This is a genomic window from Natronoglycomyces albus (assembly GCF_016925535.1).
GTDB classification, from domain to species: domain Bacteria; phylum Actinomycetota; class Actinomycetes; order Mycobacteriales; family Micromonosporaceae; genus Natronoglycomyces; species Natronoglycomyces albus.
In genome coordinates, this window is the sequence record NZ_CP070496.1 from 1500847 (window position 1) to 1519018 (window position 18172).

The 18172-nt window shown below is 60.4% G+C and carries 17 protein-coding genes, 1 tRNA gene and 1 CRISPR repeat array (1 of these 19 cut by a window edge); of the genes, 13 read left to right on the top strand and 5 right to left on the bottom strand.

All coding sequences use genetic code 11. The annotated features are described in order from the left end of the window. Positions 1–54: a CRISPR direct-repeat array (repeat unit 28 nt; unit sequence CTGCTCTCCACGGACGTGGAGGTCTTCC); it begins 279 nt to the left of the window's first position. Positions 55–727: 673 nt separating this feature from the next. The 3 genes from JQS30_RS06415 to JQS30_RS06425 all read right to left on the bottom strand — a co-directional run bounded on the left by JQS30_RS06415 (position 728) and on the right by JQS30_RS06425 (position 2655). After that, positions 728–1222, bottom strand: coding sequence for a hypothetical protein (locus tag JQS30_RS06415; protein ID WP_213172544.1), 495 nt, complete (start codon positions 1220–1222; stop codon positions 728–730). After that, complete coding sequence (locus JQS30_RS06420) at positions 1223–1837, bottom strand: CdiA C-terminal domain-containing protein (RefSeq protein ID WP_213172545.1); 615 nt, start codon at positions 1835–1837, stop codon at positions 1223–1225. Positions 1838–2581: 744 nt separating this feature from the next. Beyond that, positions 2582–2655, bottom strand: a tRNA-Gly gene (locus JQS30_RS06425). Positions 2656–2954: 299 nt separating this feature from the next. Here JQS30_RS06425 and tig point away from each other — a divergent pair. The 5 genes from tig to JQS30_RS06450 all read left to right on the top strand — a co-directional run bounded on the left by tig (position 2955) and on the right by JQS30_RS06450 (position 8071). Further along, positions 2955–4337: a trigger factor gene (tig, locus tag JQS30_RS06430; RefSeq protein ID WP_213172546.1), complete on the top strand. Its 1383-nt coding sequence runs from the start codon at positions 2955–2957 to the stop codon at positions 4335–4337. Positions 4338–4601: 264 nt separating this feature from the next. Further along, the gene (locus JQS30_RS06435; protein WP_425498857.1) at positions 4602–5228 is read left to right on the top strand and encodes an ATP-dependent Clp protease proteolytic subunit; all 627 of its coding nucleotides are present in this window, start codon (positions 4602–4604) and stop codon (positions 5226–5228) included. Positions 5229–5256: 28 nt separating this feature from the next. Beyond that, entirely contained in the window at positions 5257–5883 is a 627-nt protein-coding gene (locus JQS30_RS06440) for an ATP-dependent Clp protease proteolytic subunit (protein WP_213172547.1), read from the top strand. A 369-nt stretch (positions 5884–6252) separates the two neighbouring features. Then, complete coding sequence (gene clpX, locus JQS30_RS06445; protein ID WP_213172548.1) at positions 6253–7578, top strand: ATP-dependent Clp protease ATP-binding subunit ClpX; 1326 nt, start codon at positions 6253–6255, stop codon at positions 7576–7578. A gap of 73 nt (positions 7579–7651) precedes the next feature. Next, a complete protein-coding gene (locus JQS30_RS06450; protein WP_213172549.1) occupies positions 7652–8071 on the top strand; it encodes an alpha/beta fold hydrolase in 420 nt (139 codons plus the stop codon). Positions 8072–8103: 32 nt separating this feature from the next. Here JQS30_RS06450 and JQS30_RS06455 read toward each other — a convergent pair whose 3' ends face one another. Further along, positions 8104–8496: a PLD nuclease N-terminal domain-containing protein gene (locus tag JQS30_RS06455; protein ID WP_213172550.1), complete on the bottom strand. Its 393-nt coding sequence runs from the start codon at positions 8494–8496 to the stop codon at positions 8104–8106. Between the two features lie 332 nt (positions 8497–8828). Between JQS30_RS06455 and JQS30_RS06460 the strand changes: the two genes are divergently transcribed. The 3 genes from JQS30_RS06460 to JQS30_RS06470 all read left to right on the top strand — a co-directional run bounded on the left by JQS30_RS06460 (position 8829) and on the right by JQS30_RS06470 (position 11321). Further along, on the top strand, positions 8829–9605 hold the full coding sequence (locus JQS30_RS06460) for an electron transfer flavoprotein subunit beta/FixA family protein (protein WP_213172551.1): 777 nt from the start codon (positions 8829–8831) through the stop codon (positions 9603–9605). A gap of 18 nt (positions 9606–9623) precedes the next feature. Beyond that, positions 9624–10568 carry an electron transfer flavoprotein subunit alpha/FixB family protein gene (locus JQS30_RS06465; protein WP_213172552.1) on the top strand — a complete coding sequence of 315 codons (945 nt, stop codon included), beginning with the start codon at positions 9624–9626 and terminating at the stop codon, positions 10566–10568. A 141-nt stretch (positions 10569–10709) separates the two neighbouring features. Beyond that, on the top strand, positions 10710–11321 hold the full coding sequence (locus JQS30_RS06470; RefSeq protein ID WP_213172553.1) for a biotin transporter BioY: 612 nt from the start codon (positions 10710–10712) through the stop codon (positions 11319–11321). A 112-nt stretch (positions 11322–11433) separates the two neighbouring features. On the opposite strand, the gene JQS30_RS06475 is transcribed toward JQS30_RS06470, so the two are convergent. Next, positions 11434–12345 carry a hypothetical protein gene (locus JQS30_RS06475; protein ID WP_213172554.1) on the bottom strand — a complete coding sequence of 304 codons (912 nt, stop codon included), beginning with the start codon at positions 12343–12345 and terminating at the stop codon, positions 11434–11436. Between the two features lie 316 nt (positions 12346–12661). Between JQS30_RS06475 and JQS30_RS06480 the strand changes: the two genes are divergently transcribed. The 5 genes from JQS30_RS06480 (at position 12662) to sigJ (ending at position 18116) form a co-directional block, all read left to right on the top strand. Then, complete coding sequence (locus tag JQS30_RS06480) at positions 12662–13813, top strand: cysteine desulfurase family protein (RefSeq protein ID WP_213172555.1); 1152 nt, start codon at positions 12662–12664, stop codon at positions 13811–13813. 105 nt (positions 13814–13918) lie between these two features. Then, positions 13919–15031 (top strand): tRNA 2-thiouridine(34) synthase MnmA, encoded by a 1113-nt coding sequence (gene mnmA, locus JQS30_RS06485; protein WP_246498136.1) that lies wholly within the window; start codon positions 13919–13921, stop codon positions 15029–15031. Then, complete coding sequence (locus JQS30_RS06490) at positions 15021–16091, top strand: uroporphyrinogen decarboxylase/cobalamine-independent methonine synthase family protein (RefSeq protein ID WP_213172557.1); 1071 nt, start codon at positions 15021–15023, stop codon at positions 16089–16091. The genes mnmA and JQS30_RS06490 overlap by 11 nt, the downstream gene beginning before the upstream one ends. 274 nt (positions 16092–16365) lie before the next feature. After that, positions 16366–17055 (top strand): HNH endonuclease family protein, encoded by a 690-nt coding sequence (locus JQS30_RS06495; protein WP_213172558.1) that lies wholly within the window; start codon positions 16366–16368, stop codon positions 17053–17055. A gap of 107 nt (positions 17056–17162) precedes the next feature. After that, on the top strand, positions 17163–18116 hold the full coding sequence (sigJ, locus tag JQS30_RS06500) for an RNA polymerase sigma factor SigJ (protein ID WP_213172559.1): 954 nt from the start codon (positions 17163–17165) through the stop codon (positions 18114–18116). The last annotated feature ends 56 nt before the right edge of the window (positions 18117–18172 follow it).

The following is an 18172-nucleotide window of genomic DNA, read 5'->3' on the forward strand; positions in this document are numbered from 1 at the left end:
TAGGCCCTCAACGGTGGTGGGTTTGGCTGCTCTCCACGGACGTGGAGGTCTTCCGTCGATGAACATCGCTAGGGGAAGTACTAATTTGGTGCCGGTGAGAGCCCTAGCTAGGAGCTGGAACCGCTCGACATGCCGTCCCATATCGAACCAGGAACGCTTGCCTGTTTAGACAGCGGGCCAGCAAGAGCACCTGAGCAGCGATTCACGACTTCGTGGAGTCTCGGACTATGCGTTTCACGCTCGATAGACTCACACCGAACTGTTGAGCGATGTCGGCTTGACGTTCACCTGCTCGCCATGCAGCTGCAATCGCGTTTCTTTGGTCGTTGGTCAACCGGCGGTTCAACGCCCAAGGGCGTGCACTTACTGCGTAGTTTTCGACGCGGTGACGGCCGGTGGTCACATCGCCGGTGAGCGATGAACCGGCGGGGTCAGGATTGGCCGAACCAGGCGCATCGGGGTCTGGCAGTGAATCTATGATGCTCTTGACCTGCGACGATGAGTGTGAATAAGACGTCAGCAGCTCCAGTTAAGAATGATTGCTGGCTATCCGAAGGTCTAAATAAAGCAGAGGCGGTTGCGACATCTAGACCTCCAAGTGGATCTTGCCTGGGAGAAGCAGGGCGCTTCTCATCCTGGGGTCAATGCTAGTCGTTAGCGCATTTCTGTTGCGAGCGTGAACTAGTGGTGTCAGATCCTAATTCAGGTCACCATTGGCTAAGTAGCTTTAGTCCTCGTCTGAAAAATAGACCTGATCGAGTTTCTCGACTGTATAGCTTGTCGCAAGTTGGTCCATATCGCCGAAATCGTTGTAGTACCCAGGTTCGAGGATCTGAGAGTCAAAGACAACGTTTCCGTTCAGGTTATGCATCAGGAGATATTCAAAGTCGCGATGAATGAGGCCACGAGCTTTCTCTTTGGCCACGAAGCCAGTCGCGGCAGCGAAAATCTCCGCAATTGCAGCGCAGTCTTGCTCGTGGCTGAGTTCTTTTCTTGGGTAGAACGAAATTGAAAGGACCTGATCGGTACCGAGAAGTTCAGCCGAGTCGGGTAGTTCCTCGGCGGGCTCGATGACAGCTACCGCGTAGAAGTCTTTGCGGTAGCACATTGGATGATCGCCCTGCTTGCCAATCTCCGCGCCAAACACACCTGCAAAGTAATGTATTGCTTCTTCGGCTGTCACGGTGCTTGAGGACTCAAAGTGATATTCCGGGGCAGCCATCTATTGGTTTCCTTTCGGAGAGAGCTTTAGGTCGTGTATCTGTCCGTCTTGTATAACCTTAACCTCTTTGAGACCGGTGACCGGGTCTCGGGCAAGACGCTCCTCAATCTCGTTTGAAGTGAGTTTAGAGTCAGAAAGGTTGAGAATGATCGAGTATGCCTGATTTTTCGAAACCTTGTTTCGGATCGCGGAGCGAACAGTATTGAGGCTGTTTCCGCTAGGGGAGTAGCAATCCCATTGGCGGCCTTCGATCAGATAATCCGGATTCTTGCCATGGGAGTTGGTCGGCGGTGACTGAACAACCTTGTAGCCGGCCACTGCCAATAGCTTCGCCGCTTCATATTCACGCCTGAGTGACTGCTTCTTTATTGGGCTGCCCTTGATAGCCTCGGGGATTCCTTCTGGTTCACGATTGGGATCTCGGGGCATCGAAGGCTTGGTGGAACTATCGATCGCCGGTTTGTTTTGGGCTCTCGGAGAGGTGGAACCTGGGGAGGTGGCCGCGTTGCCATGGTGATTGCGCAGCGCGTGGGCCTGATTCTCCAGCGTCTCGAGCTGGCTGCCAACTCCAGTCAGGGATGCTGTGGCTTCTTCCAGCCCTTCGCGTAGAGCCATGATCTCGGAGTGTTTTCCTTCGGCTCCAAGCGACATCAGAGCTTGCGCGGCCTCGTCTGTCGAGGCAAACGTCGGGCCGAACCCGGCCTGGGCCTCGTCGATCTAGTTGCGAGCGGCAGTTATCGAGGCGACCACGTCGTCAATCGAGGTCATAGGAGTGATACCTGGTAAGCCGAGGTTCCGGGTGCATTAGGGGCTGGTTCGTGTGAGGAGATGTTGACTACATCGTAAGCGCCGCTGAGGTCGAACGTGCAGCCTGGCAGGTGTTTCGTCTTGCCTCGCGAAACCTGCGGCGGACCGCGCAATTCGCCCTGCTCACATGATCCCGGCATCTTGACTTCGTCTTGGAGTGGGCCACGGCACAACGGCATCACGTTAACCGAAGGCGACCTCGCCGCTGGCGCAACAGTGCCGAACCAGCCCGCGTTGATTGACTGCGCAACCGCTTTAGACACATTAGTAAGGGCACTAACCGTACCGGTGGTCATACCTGGGGAGTGGTACGTCCGGGCCGAAGTCGGTGCACTGGTGATGTGCAGCGATAGGCTCAGTTACCCGAGTGGCCCAATTCTACTTGGGAATATCCACAATGGGCGGAGGAGATTTTGCACCGCCGTGTATCCACAACCTAGCCGCACCTGGTCGCATTAGTCCGCATATGGCCGCATATTTGTGGGCATAGAAAAACGCCCCCGGTGATCGAATCTTTGTTCGGCTACGAGGACGTTTACGCAGCTCAGAGCTTGGAGCGGGCGACGAGAATCGAACTCGCGTAATCAGTTTGGAAGACTGAGGCTTTACCATTAAGCTACGCCCGCTTGCTGGCTAATTGCTCCAGCGCCGTAAAGTTTACCTCCTTGCGTCGCGTATGCAAACCGGGGTCCACTCCAGGGTCGCGGTAAACCTCTCACCTGGGACGATATCGCTTGAACTTCGTTTGCGGGGCGGATCGTGGCGCTGAGAGTGTGGCAGAGGCGAATTTGGCCACACCCCCAAGCCGCAGGCTGGGCCCTGGAATTAGACTCGATAAGAGCGTGTGGTCGCGCAGTGTGTTCACCATCTATGCGCTGATCGATGCAAGAGACCATTAAGCCGAAATGTATTTAGGAGTACGCCTGTGAAAAGCACCGTCGAGACCCTGAGTCCGACCAGGGTACGGCTGTCGGTGGAGGTGCCGTTCGAAGAGCTGTCCCCTCACATCGCCGAGGCGTACAAGCAGGTCGGACAGCAGGTCCGCGTGCCCGGGTTCCGTCCCGGCAAGGCGCCCAAGGCCATCATCGACCAGCGAGTGGGCCGTGACGCCATCTACGCCCAAGCGATCGATGGAGTCATGCAGACCAACGTGATGCAGGCCCTTCAGGACGAAGAGATCACACCACTGGGTCGCCCCGAGGTGACCGACATGGACAAGATCGAAGAAGGCGAGCCCTTCACGTTCACCTTCGAGACTGACGTCACGCCGGACTTCGAGATGCCGGAATTCTCCAGCCTCAAAGCCGAAGTCGAGCGCAAAGGCGTCGACGAGGCCGCTGTGGACGAAGACATCGAGGGCGTCCGCCTCCGTTTCTCATCGCTGAAGACCGTTGAACGGGCCGCTGACAATGGTGACTTCGTCGTCATCGACCTCAAGGCCACCATCGACGGCGAAGAAGTCGAGGGCGGATCCGCCGAGGCCATGTCGCACGAAGTTGGCGCCGGGGGGCTAGTCGACGGGCTGGACGAGGCCCTCGTCGGAATGTCCGCTGGCAGCAGCACGACCATCAAAGCTCCGCTGGCCGCCGGTGACAAGGCCGGTGACGACGCCGACATTGAGATCACAGTGCAGGCCGTCAAGGAACGTGAACTGCCGGAGCTGGACGACGAATTCGCCCAGATGGCCTCGGAGTTCGACACAATCGCCGAGCTGCGCGAATCAACCCGTGAGCGTCTCGCCAAGCAGTCCGAACTGAGTCTGGCGGGCGCTGCCCGCGAGAAGGTTCTCGACGCGCTGCTTAGCGCGGTGGACGTCCCGCTACCGGAGAAGGCGGTCGCCGATGAGATCGAGCACCGCAAGAAGCACTTGGCCGACCAGGTTTCGCAGTTCGGTAGCTCGTTCGAAGATTACCTACAGATGATGGGTAAGTCCGCCGAAGAGTTCGAAGCTGAAACCAAGGAAGAGGTGGAGAACAACCTCCGCCAGGCCATCGTCCTCAACCGCATCGCGCGGGAGAAAGAGGTCGAGGTCTCCAACGACCAGCTCACCGCCGAAGTCATGCGCATCGCCCAACAGCAGGGCGTGCCACAAGAGCAGTTCCCCGAGTTCGTCCAGCAGCTGCGCCAGCAGGGTTCGCTCCAACAAGTTGGAGGCGACCTGCGTCGCCGTTTGGCCCTCGAAGAGGTCGTCAAGGAAGCCAGCATCGCCGATGACTCCGGTACGGCTCTGACTTCCGAGGAGCTCTTCCCGGGACGCGCCGAGGCCGAAGCGGCCGCGGAAGAATCCGAAGAGGCCGACGACAAATAGGCCCGTGCGAAGACACGCCGGGCTGCATGAGACTCTCCCCGGAGTGATCCGAGGAAGTCTTACCCCATGACGAAGACGGACTCGCTGTTAAAGCGGCGAGTCCGTCCTTCGTTATGCCACGGGCGATGGCGGATGGATAAGGAAGATATCCGCTGGGAGCGAACAGGGCCTTATGCGCTCTTCAATCGGGCCTGTGGCGGGCTAAGGTCTTGTACAGGCATCACTAAAATGCATTCCGTCTCTACTGACAAGAAGGTGCGAATGATGGCACATCTCAAAGACATGTACGCCCCCTCAGCCCGCCGCGGCAATGGGGGAGCGACTTCGGTTGGCCTCGACGACATGGTGTTCGACCGCCTCCTGCGGGAGCGCGTCATCTTCCTCGGCACCGATGTCAACTCCGAGGTGGCCAACCGCATCTGCGCCCAGTTGGTGCTCTTGGAAGCCGAGGACCCTGAGCGCGATATCAAGCTCTACATCAATTCGCCCGGGGGCTCCGTCTACGACGGCATGGCTATCTACGACACCATGCAGTTCATCAAGAATGACGTTGCCACTGTCGCGATGGGCATGGCGGCTTCCATGGGGCAACTTTTGCTGTGCGCCGGAACCACCGGTAAGCGTTACGCGTTGCCTCACTGCCGGATCATGATGCACCAGCCCTCCGGTGGTATTGGTGGTACCGCATCCGACGTGGCTATTTTGGCCGAGCAGATGCTCTACACGAAGAAGATGTTCCAGGAACGCGTTTCTTTCCACACCGGCCAGTCGATGGAGACCATTGAGCGTGACTCTGACCGCGACCGCTGGTTCACCGCTGACGAGGCCAAGGACTACGGATTCATTGACCACGTAGTGAGCCGGGCGACCGACGTTCGCCCCGGGAACTAACAGAAGAACGTCTGGAAGGATTACACCGATGGATTTCAAGCCCCAAGCTCGCTACATCGTCCCGTCGTTCACCGAGAAGACCTCGTATGGCGTCAAGGAGATGAACCCGTACAACAAGATGTTCGAGGACCGAATCATCTTCCTGGGTTCCCCGGTGGATGACACCTCGGCCAACGACATCATGTCGCAGCTGATCGTGCTGGAAGGCAACGATCCCGACCGTGACATCACGATGTACATCAATTCTCCGGGCGGTTCACTGACCGCTCTGATGGCCATCTACGACACCATGCAGTACGTGCGCCCCGACATTCAGACGGTGTGCATGGGCCAGGCCGCCTCCGCCGCCGCCGTGCTGCTGGCCGCAGGAACACCCGGCAAACGCACCGCGTTGCCGAACTCTCGCGTCATCATCCACCAGCCCGCCACTGAAGGTACTTTCGGTCAGGCCTCCGACATGGAGATCCAGGCCCGGGAGATCCTGCGGATGCGTACCCAGCTGGAAGAAGTGCTTGCCCGCCACACCGGCCAGAGCGTCGAGAAGATCCGCAAAGACATCGAACGCGACAAGATCTTCACCGCTGACGAGGCTGCCCAGTACGGCATCGTCGACAATGTGCTGGCCTACCGCAAGAAGAACGCCATCGCTTCTTAGGCTGCTGTGACCAACGGTTCTGTTGAGTCCTGCGCGTTTGCCTAGGCGCTAGGGGCGCGTGTGGCGTGGGGGTCGATGGTCACCGATGACACTTTTGGCAACGAAGTGGTAAGGGATTAGTAAAGTCTGCATTGAGCGGCTCGGTGGTCCACCGCCGGGCCGCTTCGGCATAAACAGGGCGAATAGCCTGTTCAGTGACGAAAATAACGACTGTTCGTACAAGGTTGACTGATACTCATCTATATTGAAAGGTGGTTAGTCGGCCCGTCACCGGGTACGGTGACGGTGGCGGTTATAGCGATCGTCGCCAATAATGGATGAGAACCTCCCGGTTCGAATGACCACCGAATGCGCGCAAGGAGTGAAGCGATGGCTCCACGGCTAGGCGAGGGCGAGATGCTCAAGTGCTCGTTCTGCGGAAAATCGCCGCAGCGCCAGGTGCGCACGCTCATTGCGGGGCCCGGTGTCTACATCTGCGATGAATGCATCGATCTGTGCAACGAGATCATTGAAGAGGAACAGGCCGAGGCCGCTGAGGTTGCTTGGGAGGATCTTCCCAAACCTAAGGACATCGTGGAGTTCCTCGACCAGTTTGTCGTGGGACAGTCGGGCGCGAAGCGGTCGCTGGCCGTGGCCGTCTACAACCATTACAAGCGGGTCCAGGTCGGAAGCTTGGAACAGCACTCGCGAGCCGGGTCAGAGCCCGTCGAGTTGCAAAAGTCGAACATTCTCATGGTTGGGCCGACCGGTTCGGGTAAAACCCACTTGGCTCAGACTCTCGCCCGGATTCTAAACGTCCCCTTCGCGATCGCCGACGCCACCGCCCTGACAGAGGCCGGATACGTCGGCGATGACGTGGAGAACATTCTCCTTAAGTTGATTCAGGCCGCCGACTACGACGTCAGCCGAGCCGAAACGGGAATCATTTACATTGATGAGGTCGACAAGGCCTCCCGAAAGGCCGAGAACCCTTCGATCACCCGCGATGTCTCCGGCGAGGGCGTCCAGCAAGCACTTCTGAAGATTCTGGAAGGCACGGTGGCCTCGGTGCCGCCGCAAGGCGGACGTAAGCATCCGCAGCAGGACAACATTCAGATCGACACCTCCAACATCCTCTTTATCTGTGGCGGAGCCTTCGCCGGTGTCGAAGACATCATCAAGGAACGCATGGGCAAGCGCCGGGTCGGTTTCACCGCCGAACTCTACAGCGCCGGTGACACTGAAGCCGACGAGCTGGTTTCGCAGGTCATGCCTGACGATTTGCTGAAGTACGGCCTGATTCCCGAAATGGTGGGTCGGCTGCCGATCATCACCACTGTCGAGCACCTCGACAAAGACACGATGTTGAAGATCCTCACCGAGCCGCGCAACGCCTTGGTCAAGCAGTACCAGCGATTGTTGGAACTCGACGGTGTCGAGTTGGTCTTTGAGGATGCCGCCTTGGAACCCATTGTCGAGCAGGCGATGCTGCGAGGGACGGGCGCTCGTGGGCTGCGGGCCATCATGGAAGAGGTCCTGCAGCCGGTCATGTTCGAGATCCCCAGCCATGCCGACGAGGTGGCCCGAGTGGTGATCACGGCCGACGTCGTCAAACGAAACGTCAATCCGACCCTGGTGCCGCGCACGGCCGCAGAGAAGAAGAGCCCGAAACTACGGCCCTATCACGCCACCGAAAAGAATGAGCGTTCCGCCTGACGAAACGGTTTGACTGTCTTAACTCCCGCGAAAACCACTAGCTGGCGCTGATCGAGATTCGTACGATCATGCTATGAGCCCCGCGCATGGTTTGCTTCCCTCTCTCCGGCACACCTTCACCTGGCGCGGTCGCCACGTGCGATGGAACACCTATGGTCAAGGTCCGCCCGTTGTGTTTTGCCACGGTACCCCGTGGTCCTCTTACTTGTGGCACCCATTCGCCGTCGCACTGTCTGAGAACTATCGTGTCTACGAATGGGACATGCCCGGCTATGGTCAATCCTCGAAGCAGCCTGACCACGACGTGGGCCTCGATTTCCAAGGTGAACTGTTCGCCGCGTTGCTAGGCGAGTGGAATGTGGACGCACCGCATGTGATCGCCCATGACTATGGTGGCGCGGTGTCGCTGCGTGCGCATTTGCTGCGCGATTGTGCCTTCGTCTCATTCGCGTTGTCAACGTGGCTGTCCGAGGTGACTACATCGATAAGATGATGACCCCTCAGCGGTGATCACGGCAGCGATTTTCAGGAGTCGCGCTGGTCCTTGTCGCTTTCGTCCTTTTCATTGGACGAGGAGTCGTCGCGTTCCTCATCGGCTTCATTGCGGCGTAGTTGCCGGTCGAGATCGCGCAGAAAGTCCGGGTCATCGTCGGGAGCTACGGGGCCGCGAGGACGGCGTGGGCCGCCGCCTCGGCCTCCGTTGGGGTGACGTTTGGCCGCGGAACCGCCGCCGTCGGGACGGGCTCGACCAAAGGTGAACCACAGGATTCCGCCGAGTATCGGCAGAAAGACGATGATCAGCACCCAGACGGCCTTGGGGAAGCGACGCGGGGCCTCATCACCTCCGAGGCAGTCGGCGACGGCGGCGATGAGCAAAGCGAGATGAGCCAAGAAGGCGAATATCAGGACGCGGACCATGTCCTACATGATGCCTTGTCGACTAGAAGGGTTGCCAACCTGGTTTGCCTTACCCGGAAAACTTTTGCCTGTGTCGGAGGCAATGCGGGTCTGGGCCGACGTTTGCTGGTTGGATGAAGGTGGGACGTGACGCATAAGACAGTCCGCATCACGCCCCACAAGCTACCGATGAGTAACTTAGTGCGCTATAGTTCACGTCACAGCCCTCGGCCGAGTAACGTGACTGAGGCTGAGGCAGGATAAAGAGCAATGAGCCACCTCGCCACCCATGAGGTGGCGCACAGGAGCTCATACCTAGAGCTATGACCCAATCCCCCGTTGGAGGAGGGCAGATGAACATCGTTGTTCTCGTCAAACAGGTGCCGGACTCGGGGCTGGAACGCCAGCTAACCGAAGACCTCACCGTGGATCGAGACGGATCCAATAACGTCATTGGTGAACTTGACGAACACGCCATCGAGGCGGCGCTGCAATTGCAGGCCGACCATGGCGGTGAAGTCACCATTTTGACTGTCGGGCCCGATTCCGCCACTGAAACCATCCGTAAGTCCCTCGCTATGGGGGCAGACAAGGCCGTGCATGTTGAGGACGAGCGGATCGCTGGCTCGTGCGCGATGAGCACGTCCAAGGTGCTGGCAGCCGCCCTCAAGAAGCTTGAATGGGACCTCGTCATCTCCGGCGCGGAGTCGACCGACTCCGGTATGGGCGTCATGCCCTACTTGCTGGCGGCCCACACGGGTGCCGCGGCCGCCACTGGAGCTCGCAAAATTGACAAGACCGACGAGGGTCTCACCATTGAGCACCAGACCGATAACGGCTACCAGGTGCTCAAGACCTCCACTCCGGCGATCGTGTCGGTGTGGGACACCATCAACACCCCGCGCTACCCCTCGCTGAAGGGCATCATGGCCGCCAAGCGCAAGCCCTTGGAGTCATGGGACCTCGACGACATCGAGGTGGACGCCTCCGAGGTAGGCACCGATGCCGCCACGACGGCCGTCGTCAGCGCAACCAAGCGCCCGCCGCGCGAAGCCGGGAAAGTTGTGACCGACGAGGGAGAAGGCGGCAAGGATCTGGCCGACTTCCTGGCATCCGAGAAGTTCATCTAGAGGAAAGGAGTATCCATCATGGCTGAAGTCTTTGTATATGTGGATTCGGCTGGCAAGCTAGCCGCTGAAATGCTGACCATGGCCCGTCCTCTCGGTGAGGTCTCGGCGGTCATCGTCTCTGAGCCAGGTGACAGTGCCGAAGCCGTAGCCCAAGCTGCCGAGTACGGGGCCAGCAAGGTTTATCTCGCTGAAGTCGCGGGGGTGGGGGACTACTTCATGGTTCCCAAAGCTGACGTGGTCACCGAACTGTTCAAGGAGCACGCGCCTTCGGCGGTACTGCTTCCGTCGACCTCGGAGGGTAAGGCCGTCGCCGCCTATCTGGCTGTCAGCACCGGCAACGGCTTGTTGACCGATGTCAGCGCCCTGGATGCCGAGGGGCAGGCTACGCAAGAGATCTTCGCTGGCGCTTCGGTGTCGACCTCGAAGGTGACCAAGGGAGTCCCGATCGTCACCGTCAAGGCCAACTCGTTGGCAGCGGAACCCTCGTCCTCGACTCCGGAACAGGTCGCGGTTGAGGCGAGCATTTCCGAGAGCGCCAAGAAGGTCGCCGTGGTCGAGAAGGTCGAGGAGCCCAAGGGTGACCGTCCGGATCTGACCGAGGCCGGGGTTGTCGTCTCTGGCGGTCGCGGCGTTGGCTCGGCTGAGCAGTTCAAGCTCATCGAGGACGTTGCTGACGCGCTTGGTGGAGCCGTGGGCGCTTCGCGTGCGGCCACCGACGCGGGATACTACCCGCACAAGTTCCAGGTGGGGCAAACCGGTACGACTGTCAGCCCACAGCTGTATGTGGCCGCCGGTATTTCCGGGGCGATTCAGCACCGAGCTGGCATGCAGACCTCCCGCACCATCGTGGCTGTGAATAAGGACGCCGATGCCCCGATCTTCTCCCTAGCCGACTACGGAGTAGTGGGGGACCTGTTTAAGGTCCTGCCGCAGCTGCTGGAGAACGTCGAAGCTCGCAAGTAAGACGCGCCAGCCGCGCTGGTTTCTGAGAGTGGCTCCCACCGCACTGCGGTGGGAGCTTCCTTCGTTTTACGGAGCTGTCGGCTATGCTGACCCGATCTCACATCTGTGGAATACCACCAAAGCCCTTTGGAGGAACGAACTATGGCGACCCAAGCAGTTGCGCACCTAGAGCCCCGCGTTCTCGCCGAGGCTCTGCCCGAAGCCGGCCGGGTCGCAGCCTGGGCCCGTGAAGCCGCTCTTGTGTTCGGCGGAGCGGCTGCCGTTGGAATCAGCGCTCAAGTCGCGGTCCCGATCCCTTTCATTACCCCAGTGCCATTCGTGCTGACCACCCTGACTGTGCTGCTTTTGGGTGCTGCCTACGGCCCGATCCGCGCCGGTATCACCATTGCCGTGTACCTGGCCGTGGGAGCGGCGGGAATGCCATGGTTCTCGGAGGCTACTTCTGGCTTGGGGCATCCTTCCTCTGGCTACATTGTTGGCTTCCTGCTGGCGGCCATTGTCGTCGGAGCACTGGCCCGTCGCGGTGGTGACCGTACGTTCCTCAAGACCTCAGGTCTCATGGTCGTCGGCAGCCTCATTATCTACGCTGTCGGCGTCCCCTACCTGGCCTATGCCACCGGCATGGGATTCTCCGAGGCGCTTTACAAGGGCATGGGGGTTTTCCTGGTCACCGACCTCATGAAGCTGCTAATTGCCGCCGCCTTGTTGCCCGCCGCGTGGAAGGGCGTGCAACGCCTGCGCAGCGACGCATAGATTCGATACGCGAAACGCCCGCCAGCGAATCTGGCGGGCGTTTCGCTTTCTACGGGGTCAAAGCGATGAAATGTGAATCGAGGGGGATGAGCGAGGGGTTATTGGGTGGGCGTTAATCCCACTCCCAGGCTATTCCCAGTGAACCCGGCTGCAACTGTGTCGCGACCAGCTCTACCGTGTTGTTGGCGCTCAGTTGCATGTCGCCGGTTTCCTTGCGTTGGCGACTGAGTTGGGTTTGTGCGAACTGATAGAGGCGGGTGGGTCGTTGTTCGGGGTCGAATCGCACCTGTAGGACGTATTGCTCCACCGAGTGGCGGAAGGCGTGTCCGTGCCCGTCGGAGAGGGTGTTGGTGCCGGAGATATTGACCTGGAACATCTGCAGGTCGCCCTGGTGTAGTGGACCGGGGAAGAGCACTTCGGCGACCATTGTGGGTTCCTTTGGGTGGCGCACCACTTTGCCGATCTCACAGTCCCGAACCGCCTCGAGTCTCACCTGCTCGATATCGCAGCCAGGGTCGCCTCTGTACAGCAGGATGTATCGGTCTACGTCCTCGCGGCGTGCTCGCACCAGCATGGTCAGTTCCACCAGAGATTCTTGCCGGTGTTTGTTCACGTGCACCACCACTTGTTGCGTGATGATGTCGGCCAAATTTTCGCGTACCAATGGGACCTGGTCGGCCAGTTGGCGCACGTCCATTCCACCCAGAACGGTCTCTGGGTTGTCGCTGTCGGCCCGAAGTGTGCGTGGGCCGCGAGCACGGCGTGGTCCCAGCAGCGACCGTAGCGAACCTTCGGGTAGTTCCAGGATCTCTTCTAGGGTGTCGATTGCGGCCAGCGACTTCGGGTGTTCCGGTCGTGTCTTGCCGCTCTGCCAGTAGCTCAGGCTCGTGGTCGAGACGGTGACACCGCGGGCCGCCAGATGGTGGCGGATGCGATCCAGTCCCAGGCCACGTGCCTCGATTGCCGTTCGAAGCGCCACGTGGAAGGGGCCGTTGTCCAGTGCATCTGTCAATTCGGGGTTCATGGCTTTTCCAGCTACGGGAGTCTCCCTTTACTCAGGAGGCTTATGCAAAACCAATGGCTTGAGTTCGTTTATCGGCCGGGCGACGTGTGGTGGCCCCGGCCGCGGTGACAGCTCATTCTTACATGTGCCTTCAAGATGAATCCGAGTATTATTTTCCGTTATGTGGCGGTATCTCGCTTATCCTAGTATGTTTCTGATCGGCCAGATAGTTACCCGATGGTAACTTTAGTGGTCATTGCCCACCAGTGTTTTCGATGAGGTAAGTGCACACCTCTGCCTGACAGCCTCGCGCGTCGAACCGTAAACTGGTCAAGCTATGTCATATCTCGATCACGCGGCGACTACGCCGATGCTGCCCGCCGCGCTCGACACTTACCTGCGAGTGGCGAAGACAGTCGGTAACGCTTCCTCCCTCCACACATCTGGCCGCGCCGCTCGTCGCATCGTCGAAGAGTCGCGTGAGCAGATAGCCGCGGCGCTGGGAGCCAAGCCCTCGGAAGTCATCTTCACCGGTTCCGGAACCGAGGCCGACAACCTCGCCACGAAGGGCCTGTTTTGGTCTCGGCGGGCGCAGGGCCGTCATCGCCTGGTCACCTCCGGAATCGAACACCATGCCGTCGCTGACCCCATCACCTGGCTGGAGTGTCACGAAGAAGCGAGAGTAACGCGCCTCAACGTGGACGAACATGCCCGCATCGATGTCGATCAGCTAGCGGATTTGTTGCTTCACCACCGAGAAGAGGTTGCCCTCATCAGCTGCATGTGGGCCAATAACGAAGTTGGCACCGTGCAGCCTATTGCCCAGATCGTCGAGCTGGCCGACGACATCCCCGTTCACTCCGACGCCGTGCAGGCCGTCGGGGCCGTCCCGGTCAACTTTGCCGAGGCCGGATTGACCGCGCTGACCCTCTCGGCTCACAAACTCGGTGGCCCCGTCGGAGTCGGGGCGCTGCTGCTCAAGCGAGACGCATCGTGCACCCCTATCCTCCACGGCGGAGGCCAGGAGCGCGAGGTGCGTTCGGGAACCCTGGACACTGCCGGAATCGCGTCCTTCGCCACCGCCGTGGCCACCGCCGTGGAGAATCTCGCATCGGAGTCACGCAGGCTAGAAGAACTACGCGACGACTTGATCGCCCGCGTACGCCAGGCGGTGCCGACCGCGATCCTCAACGGAGACCCCGAAAATCGTCTGCCGGGTAATGCCCACTTCTCCTTCCCCGGCTGTGAAGGCGATGCCCTCTTGATGCTGCTCGACGCCGCCGGAATCGAGTGCGCTACCGGCTCCGCCTGCACCGCCGGAGTAGCCCAGCCCTCCCACGTACTACTGGCCATGGGGGTCGGTGAGGACCAAACACGATCCTCGCTGCGCTTTAGCCTCGGTCATACCTCGACCCCCGAAGACGTCTCGGCTCTCGTCAAGGCCCTGCCGGCAGCCGTAGAACGAGCCCGCAGCGCCGGCCTGTCCTGAACTAGTGGGCTAATGGCGGTATCTACCCGGTTCGATGCAGCCGCACACACCGTCTCGCTGCGCAAACAAAACCCGATGCTCCATGGGTAGTCTGGAGAGGTGACTATGCGAGTGCTGGCCGCCATGAGCGGCGGAGTTGATTCGGCCGTCGCGGCTGCCCGCGCGGCCGAGGCCGGACATGACGTGACTGGCGTGCACCTGGCGCTGTCCAAAAACCCACAGACCTATCGTTCTGGAGCGCGCGGCTGTTGCACGCTCGAAGATTCCCGCGACGCGCGCCGCGCCGCCGACATCATCGGCATCCCTTTTTATGTGTGGGACATGTCCGAACGGTTCCACAACGATGTGGTCGAAGACTTCCTGAGTGAATACTCCGAGGGTCGCACCCCCAACCCGTGTCTGCGCTGCAACGAGAAGATCAAGTTCGAAGCGGTGCTCGACCGGGCCATGGCGTTGGGCTTCGACGCCGTTGTCACCGGCCACTACGCGCAGCTGACCGACGGCATCCTCCGCCGCGCGGTCGACCCTGGCAAAGACCAGTCCTACGTTCTGGCAGTTCTCACTCGGCAGCAGCTGGCCCACTCGATGTTCCCGCTTGGGGACACTCCCAAGGAAGAGGTGCGTGAGGAGGCCGAACGTCGCGGTCTAGCCGTGGCCCGCAAGCCCGACAGTCACGACATCTGTTTCATCGCCGATGGTGATACGCGCGGCTTCCTCAACCGCAAGCTGGGGGAGAAGCCAGGGGAATTCATTGACGCGACCACCGGCGAGGCTGTCGGTGAACACCGTGGTTCCCATCAGTTCACCATCGGGCAACGTCACGGTCTTGGCCTTGGTCGTCCAGCGGCCGACGGCAAGCCCCGCTATGTCCTCTCCATCACCCCGGTTGACAACACGGTCACTGTAGGGCCCAAAGAAGCCTTGCAAGTGGACACGATTCACACCAAGACACCGGTGTGGCTCGACGGGCAGGCCCGCACCGCCGCATTCGACTGCGAAGTCCAGCTGCGCGCCCACGGTGAGGTGTATCCGGCCCATGTCACCCCGACTGACACTGGGCTGACGGCCCGCCTGGCTAAACCCGCCTATGGGGTTGCGGCCGGACAGGCGCTGGTGGTTTATCAGCCGCAAGATCCCGACGATGTCGTCATAGCCTCGGGCACCATCACCGCGACTGAATCGCCCGCCCTGGTTGAGGCCGCAACCAATGCGAACTGATCCGCGCGAAACGGTAACGTCCCCGACACGGCCTTCGCTGCCCACCGGTGTCGCGACTGGGATTGGCTCACTGCCGGGCCTCGACATCGCCGAGGCGGTGCGAACCGTGCTCGGGGAGACCCCTGACTGGCCTTACTTGCCCGAGCTCCCCGCACGGGGTCCTGGGGCGGACATGATTGGTCGCACAGCGGGACTATTGGTAGACCTTCCGGTTCAGCAATGGGTAGGACGGTGGCAACTGGCCGACCGTCCCGGGATCGACCAGCGGCGTATTAGCGACTTCTGGCGGCGTGACCTCGACGCGTTGCATGACATTGCCGCAGACCACGACGGTCCGCTGCGTCTGACTTGCGCGGGACCGTGGACTTTGGCCGCGGCGCTGTGGCGGCGAACCGGTGGCGCGATGTTGGCTGACTCCGGCGCGGTCCGCGACGTGAGCGAATCCCTTGCCGAGGGCGCACGGCGCCTGGTCAGCGAAGTGCAAGAGCGTCTACCTCGAGCGACGGTGAGCCTGCAACTAGACGAACCGTGGCTGCCAGCGATCGTGGCCGGACATGTCGCGACCGAGTCGGGCTTCGACGTGTACCGTCCTCAGGAACTGTCGGTCGTGGAGGAACGGTTGAGTTCCTTCATCGCATCGATGCCGGTGCCGATCGTTGTCCACTGTTGTGCCCCGGAAGTTCCGGTCTCGGCTTTGCGTCGGGCTGGGGCAAGCGCGGTGTCGTTGGACGTGACCCTGATCGACGTTGAAAACGTCACCCAGATGGATGTTTTGGGAGAGAATCTCGAGGCGGGCCTGGGTTTGCTGGCCGGCGTCGTACCTTCCACCAGTTCGCCGGTAGACGAGATTGAATCCGAGTCCACATCTGACACTTTGCCAGGTAAGGCGGCCGCGGATGTGGTGTCGGATATATGGAATCGGCTCGGGTTCTCACCCGCCCAACTGCGCCAACAGGTCAGTGTGACGCCTACGTGTGGGCTATCCGCATCCGACTTTGACTACGCTCGCCAAGCAATGTACGCAGCCCTCGAAGCTGCGAAGTACTTGGGCGACAACTAGACCGCTGGGCTGCGGGCGCATCGTCCATTTCAATCTGGCCATCAACCGCAGCGCCACAGTCGGCGCGATACCCCTGCGGCATGCCTGCGGACGAGGTCCTGCATCCTTACAGAACAGCCACATGGCTGACGGCATTGGCTCAGCCCACACGGCCAACCCTCCCGCCTAGAGGCCGATATGGTTCTGTGGCCCGAGCCGTTCGTTCCCCCACCCAGGGATCGACATGCCAATCCCTGCGACCTATCGCCCTATCACCCCAAAAAGTGAGCACTCCATGAGTAAGAAGACCAAGTCCCGCCGATCTAAGAAATCACAGAACAAGACCTACGGTGCGATTCTTGCCGCCATCATCGCGATCGTCGCCCTCTACGGCGCCAATACCAGCGGCATCTTCGATGACGCGACCAACACCGGCGATGGCCCGCGAGAGGTCAATGTCGAAGGGCTCTCCGACGCCATCGACGACCTCACCGTCGCCGAAGACCACATTGGTGGATACGACCGCGCGCTCTTCCCGCATTGGTCTGACCTCGACGGCTCTGGCTGTCACGCCCGTGAACGCACGCTGTTGAACGAAGACCTCTCTGGCAACCTCACCGAGGAGGACTGCGGTTCAGCCATGGCTGGCGAATGGACATCTTGGTTCGATGGAGACACGGCCACCAACTCGCCGGATTTCGACGTTGACCACATTGTTCCCTTGGCGGAGGCGTGGCGCTCCGGGGCTCACGAATGGAGCACCGAGAAGCGAGAGGAATTCGCCAACGACCAGGACAATCTCACTGCTGTCAGCGCTTCCTCGAACCGTTCCAAAGGCGATTCGGACCCAGCTGACTGGATGCCGCCGGCTGAAGAGATCCACTGCGAATACGTTGCGGTGTGGGTTGACGTGAAGCTCAAGTGGGATCTGACGGCCAATCCGGGGGAACACCAGGCTCTGACCGAAATCGCCGCCAACTGCTGAGACCAGCAGCGATGCAGCGCCACAGCGCAATGCAGCTGACCTGATCCGCGCCCAAGTCTGCGGCATTGGCGCTGTAGAAGTTGGCTGCCCGTTGCTATCGTGTCGGCATGACTGTCAGCGACGCGGACCTCAACGAATTCGAATCGGCGCGTGGGCGTCTGTTCGCCATCGCCTATCGAATGCTTGGATCCGTCGCCGACGCCGAGGACGTCGTCCAGGAATCGTTCTTGCGCTGGCAGTCTGCCGACCGTGCCGCTATTCGCACGCCAGCGGCCTGGTTGACCAAAGTGGTGAGCAATCTGGCCCTTAACCGCCTCTCCTCCAGCGTTGTGAAGCGGGAGCAATATATCGGGACCTGGCTGCCCGAGCCAATACTCGATGCCCACCCGGGCGCGAATCCCGATTCGGACAACCCTGAATCACTCGCGGAGCGGCACGAATCGGTATCCTTCGCGCTTCTGGTCATGCTGGAACGACTGTCTCCCATGGAGCGGGTGGTTTTTGTATTGCGGGAGGCCTTTGGCTATCGGCACGCTGAGATTGCCCAGTTCCTCAACGTGAGCGAATCGGCCAGTCAACAAACGTTTCATCGCGCACAGGAGCGGCTGGGCGATGTGCGGCGCTTTGAGGTCGCGCCTCAAGAGGCTCACCGCATAGCCAAGGTGTTCGTGGAGGCCGCGTTGAGTGGCGATCCCCAGCAGTTGGCACAGCTGTTGACCTCCGATGTGATCGCCATCGGCGATGGCGGCGGGGTTGTACCGGCTGCCCGTCGCCCGTTTGTGGGGCGCGAGAAGGTCGCCTCGCTGGTCTCGAAGTTCTTCCAGGCCGTTCCGAATTTGCGTCAGTACACCGAGGGCCTGCGACTGTATTCGGTGGTCGTGGGTGGGGCGCCCGCATTGCTAGGAGTCAAGGATTCCAGCGCGGTCGCGTTGATGATCTTGGATGTTGTCGACGGCAAGATCTCGGCTGTGCGAACGGTCGCCAACCCCAACAAGCTCACCCATGTTTACCAGCAGTGGACGACACACGCCGATATCCACCAGCTGCCCTCTCACTGGTGAGGGGCGTCCACACATGCCTATTGGAAGTGATCTGCCTCACTTCTAGCGAGTTTTTG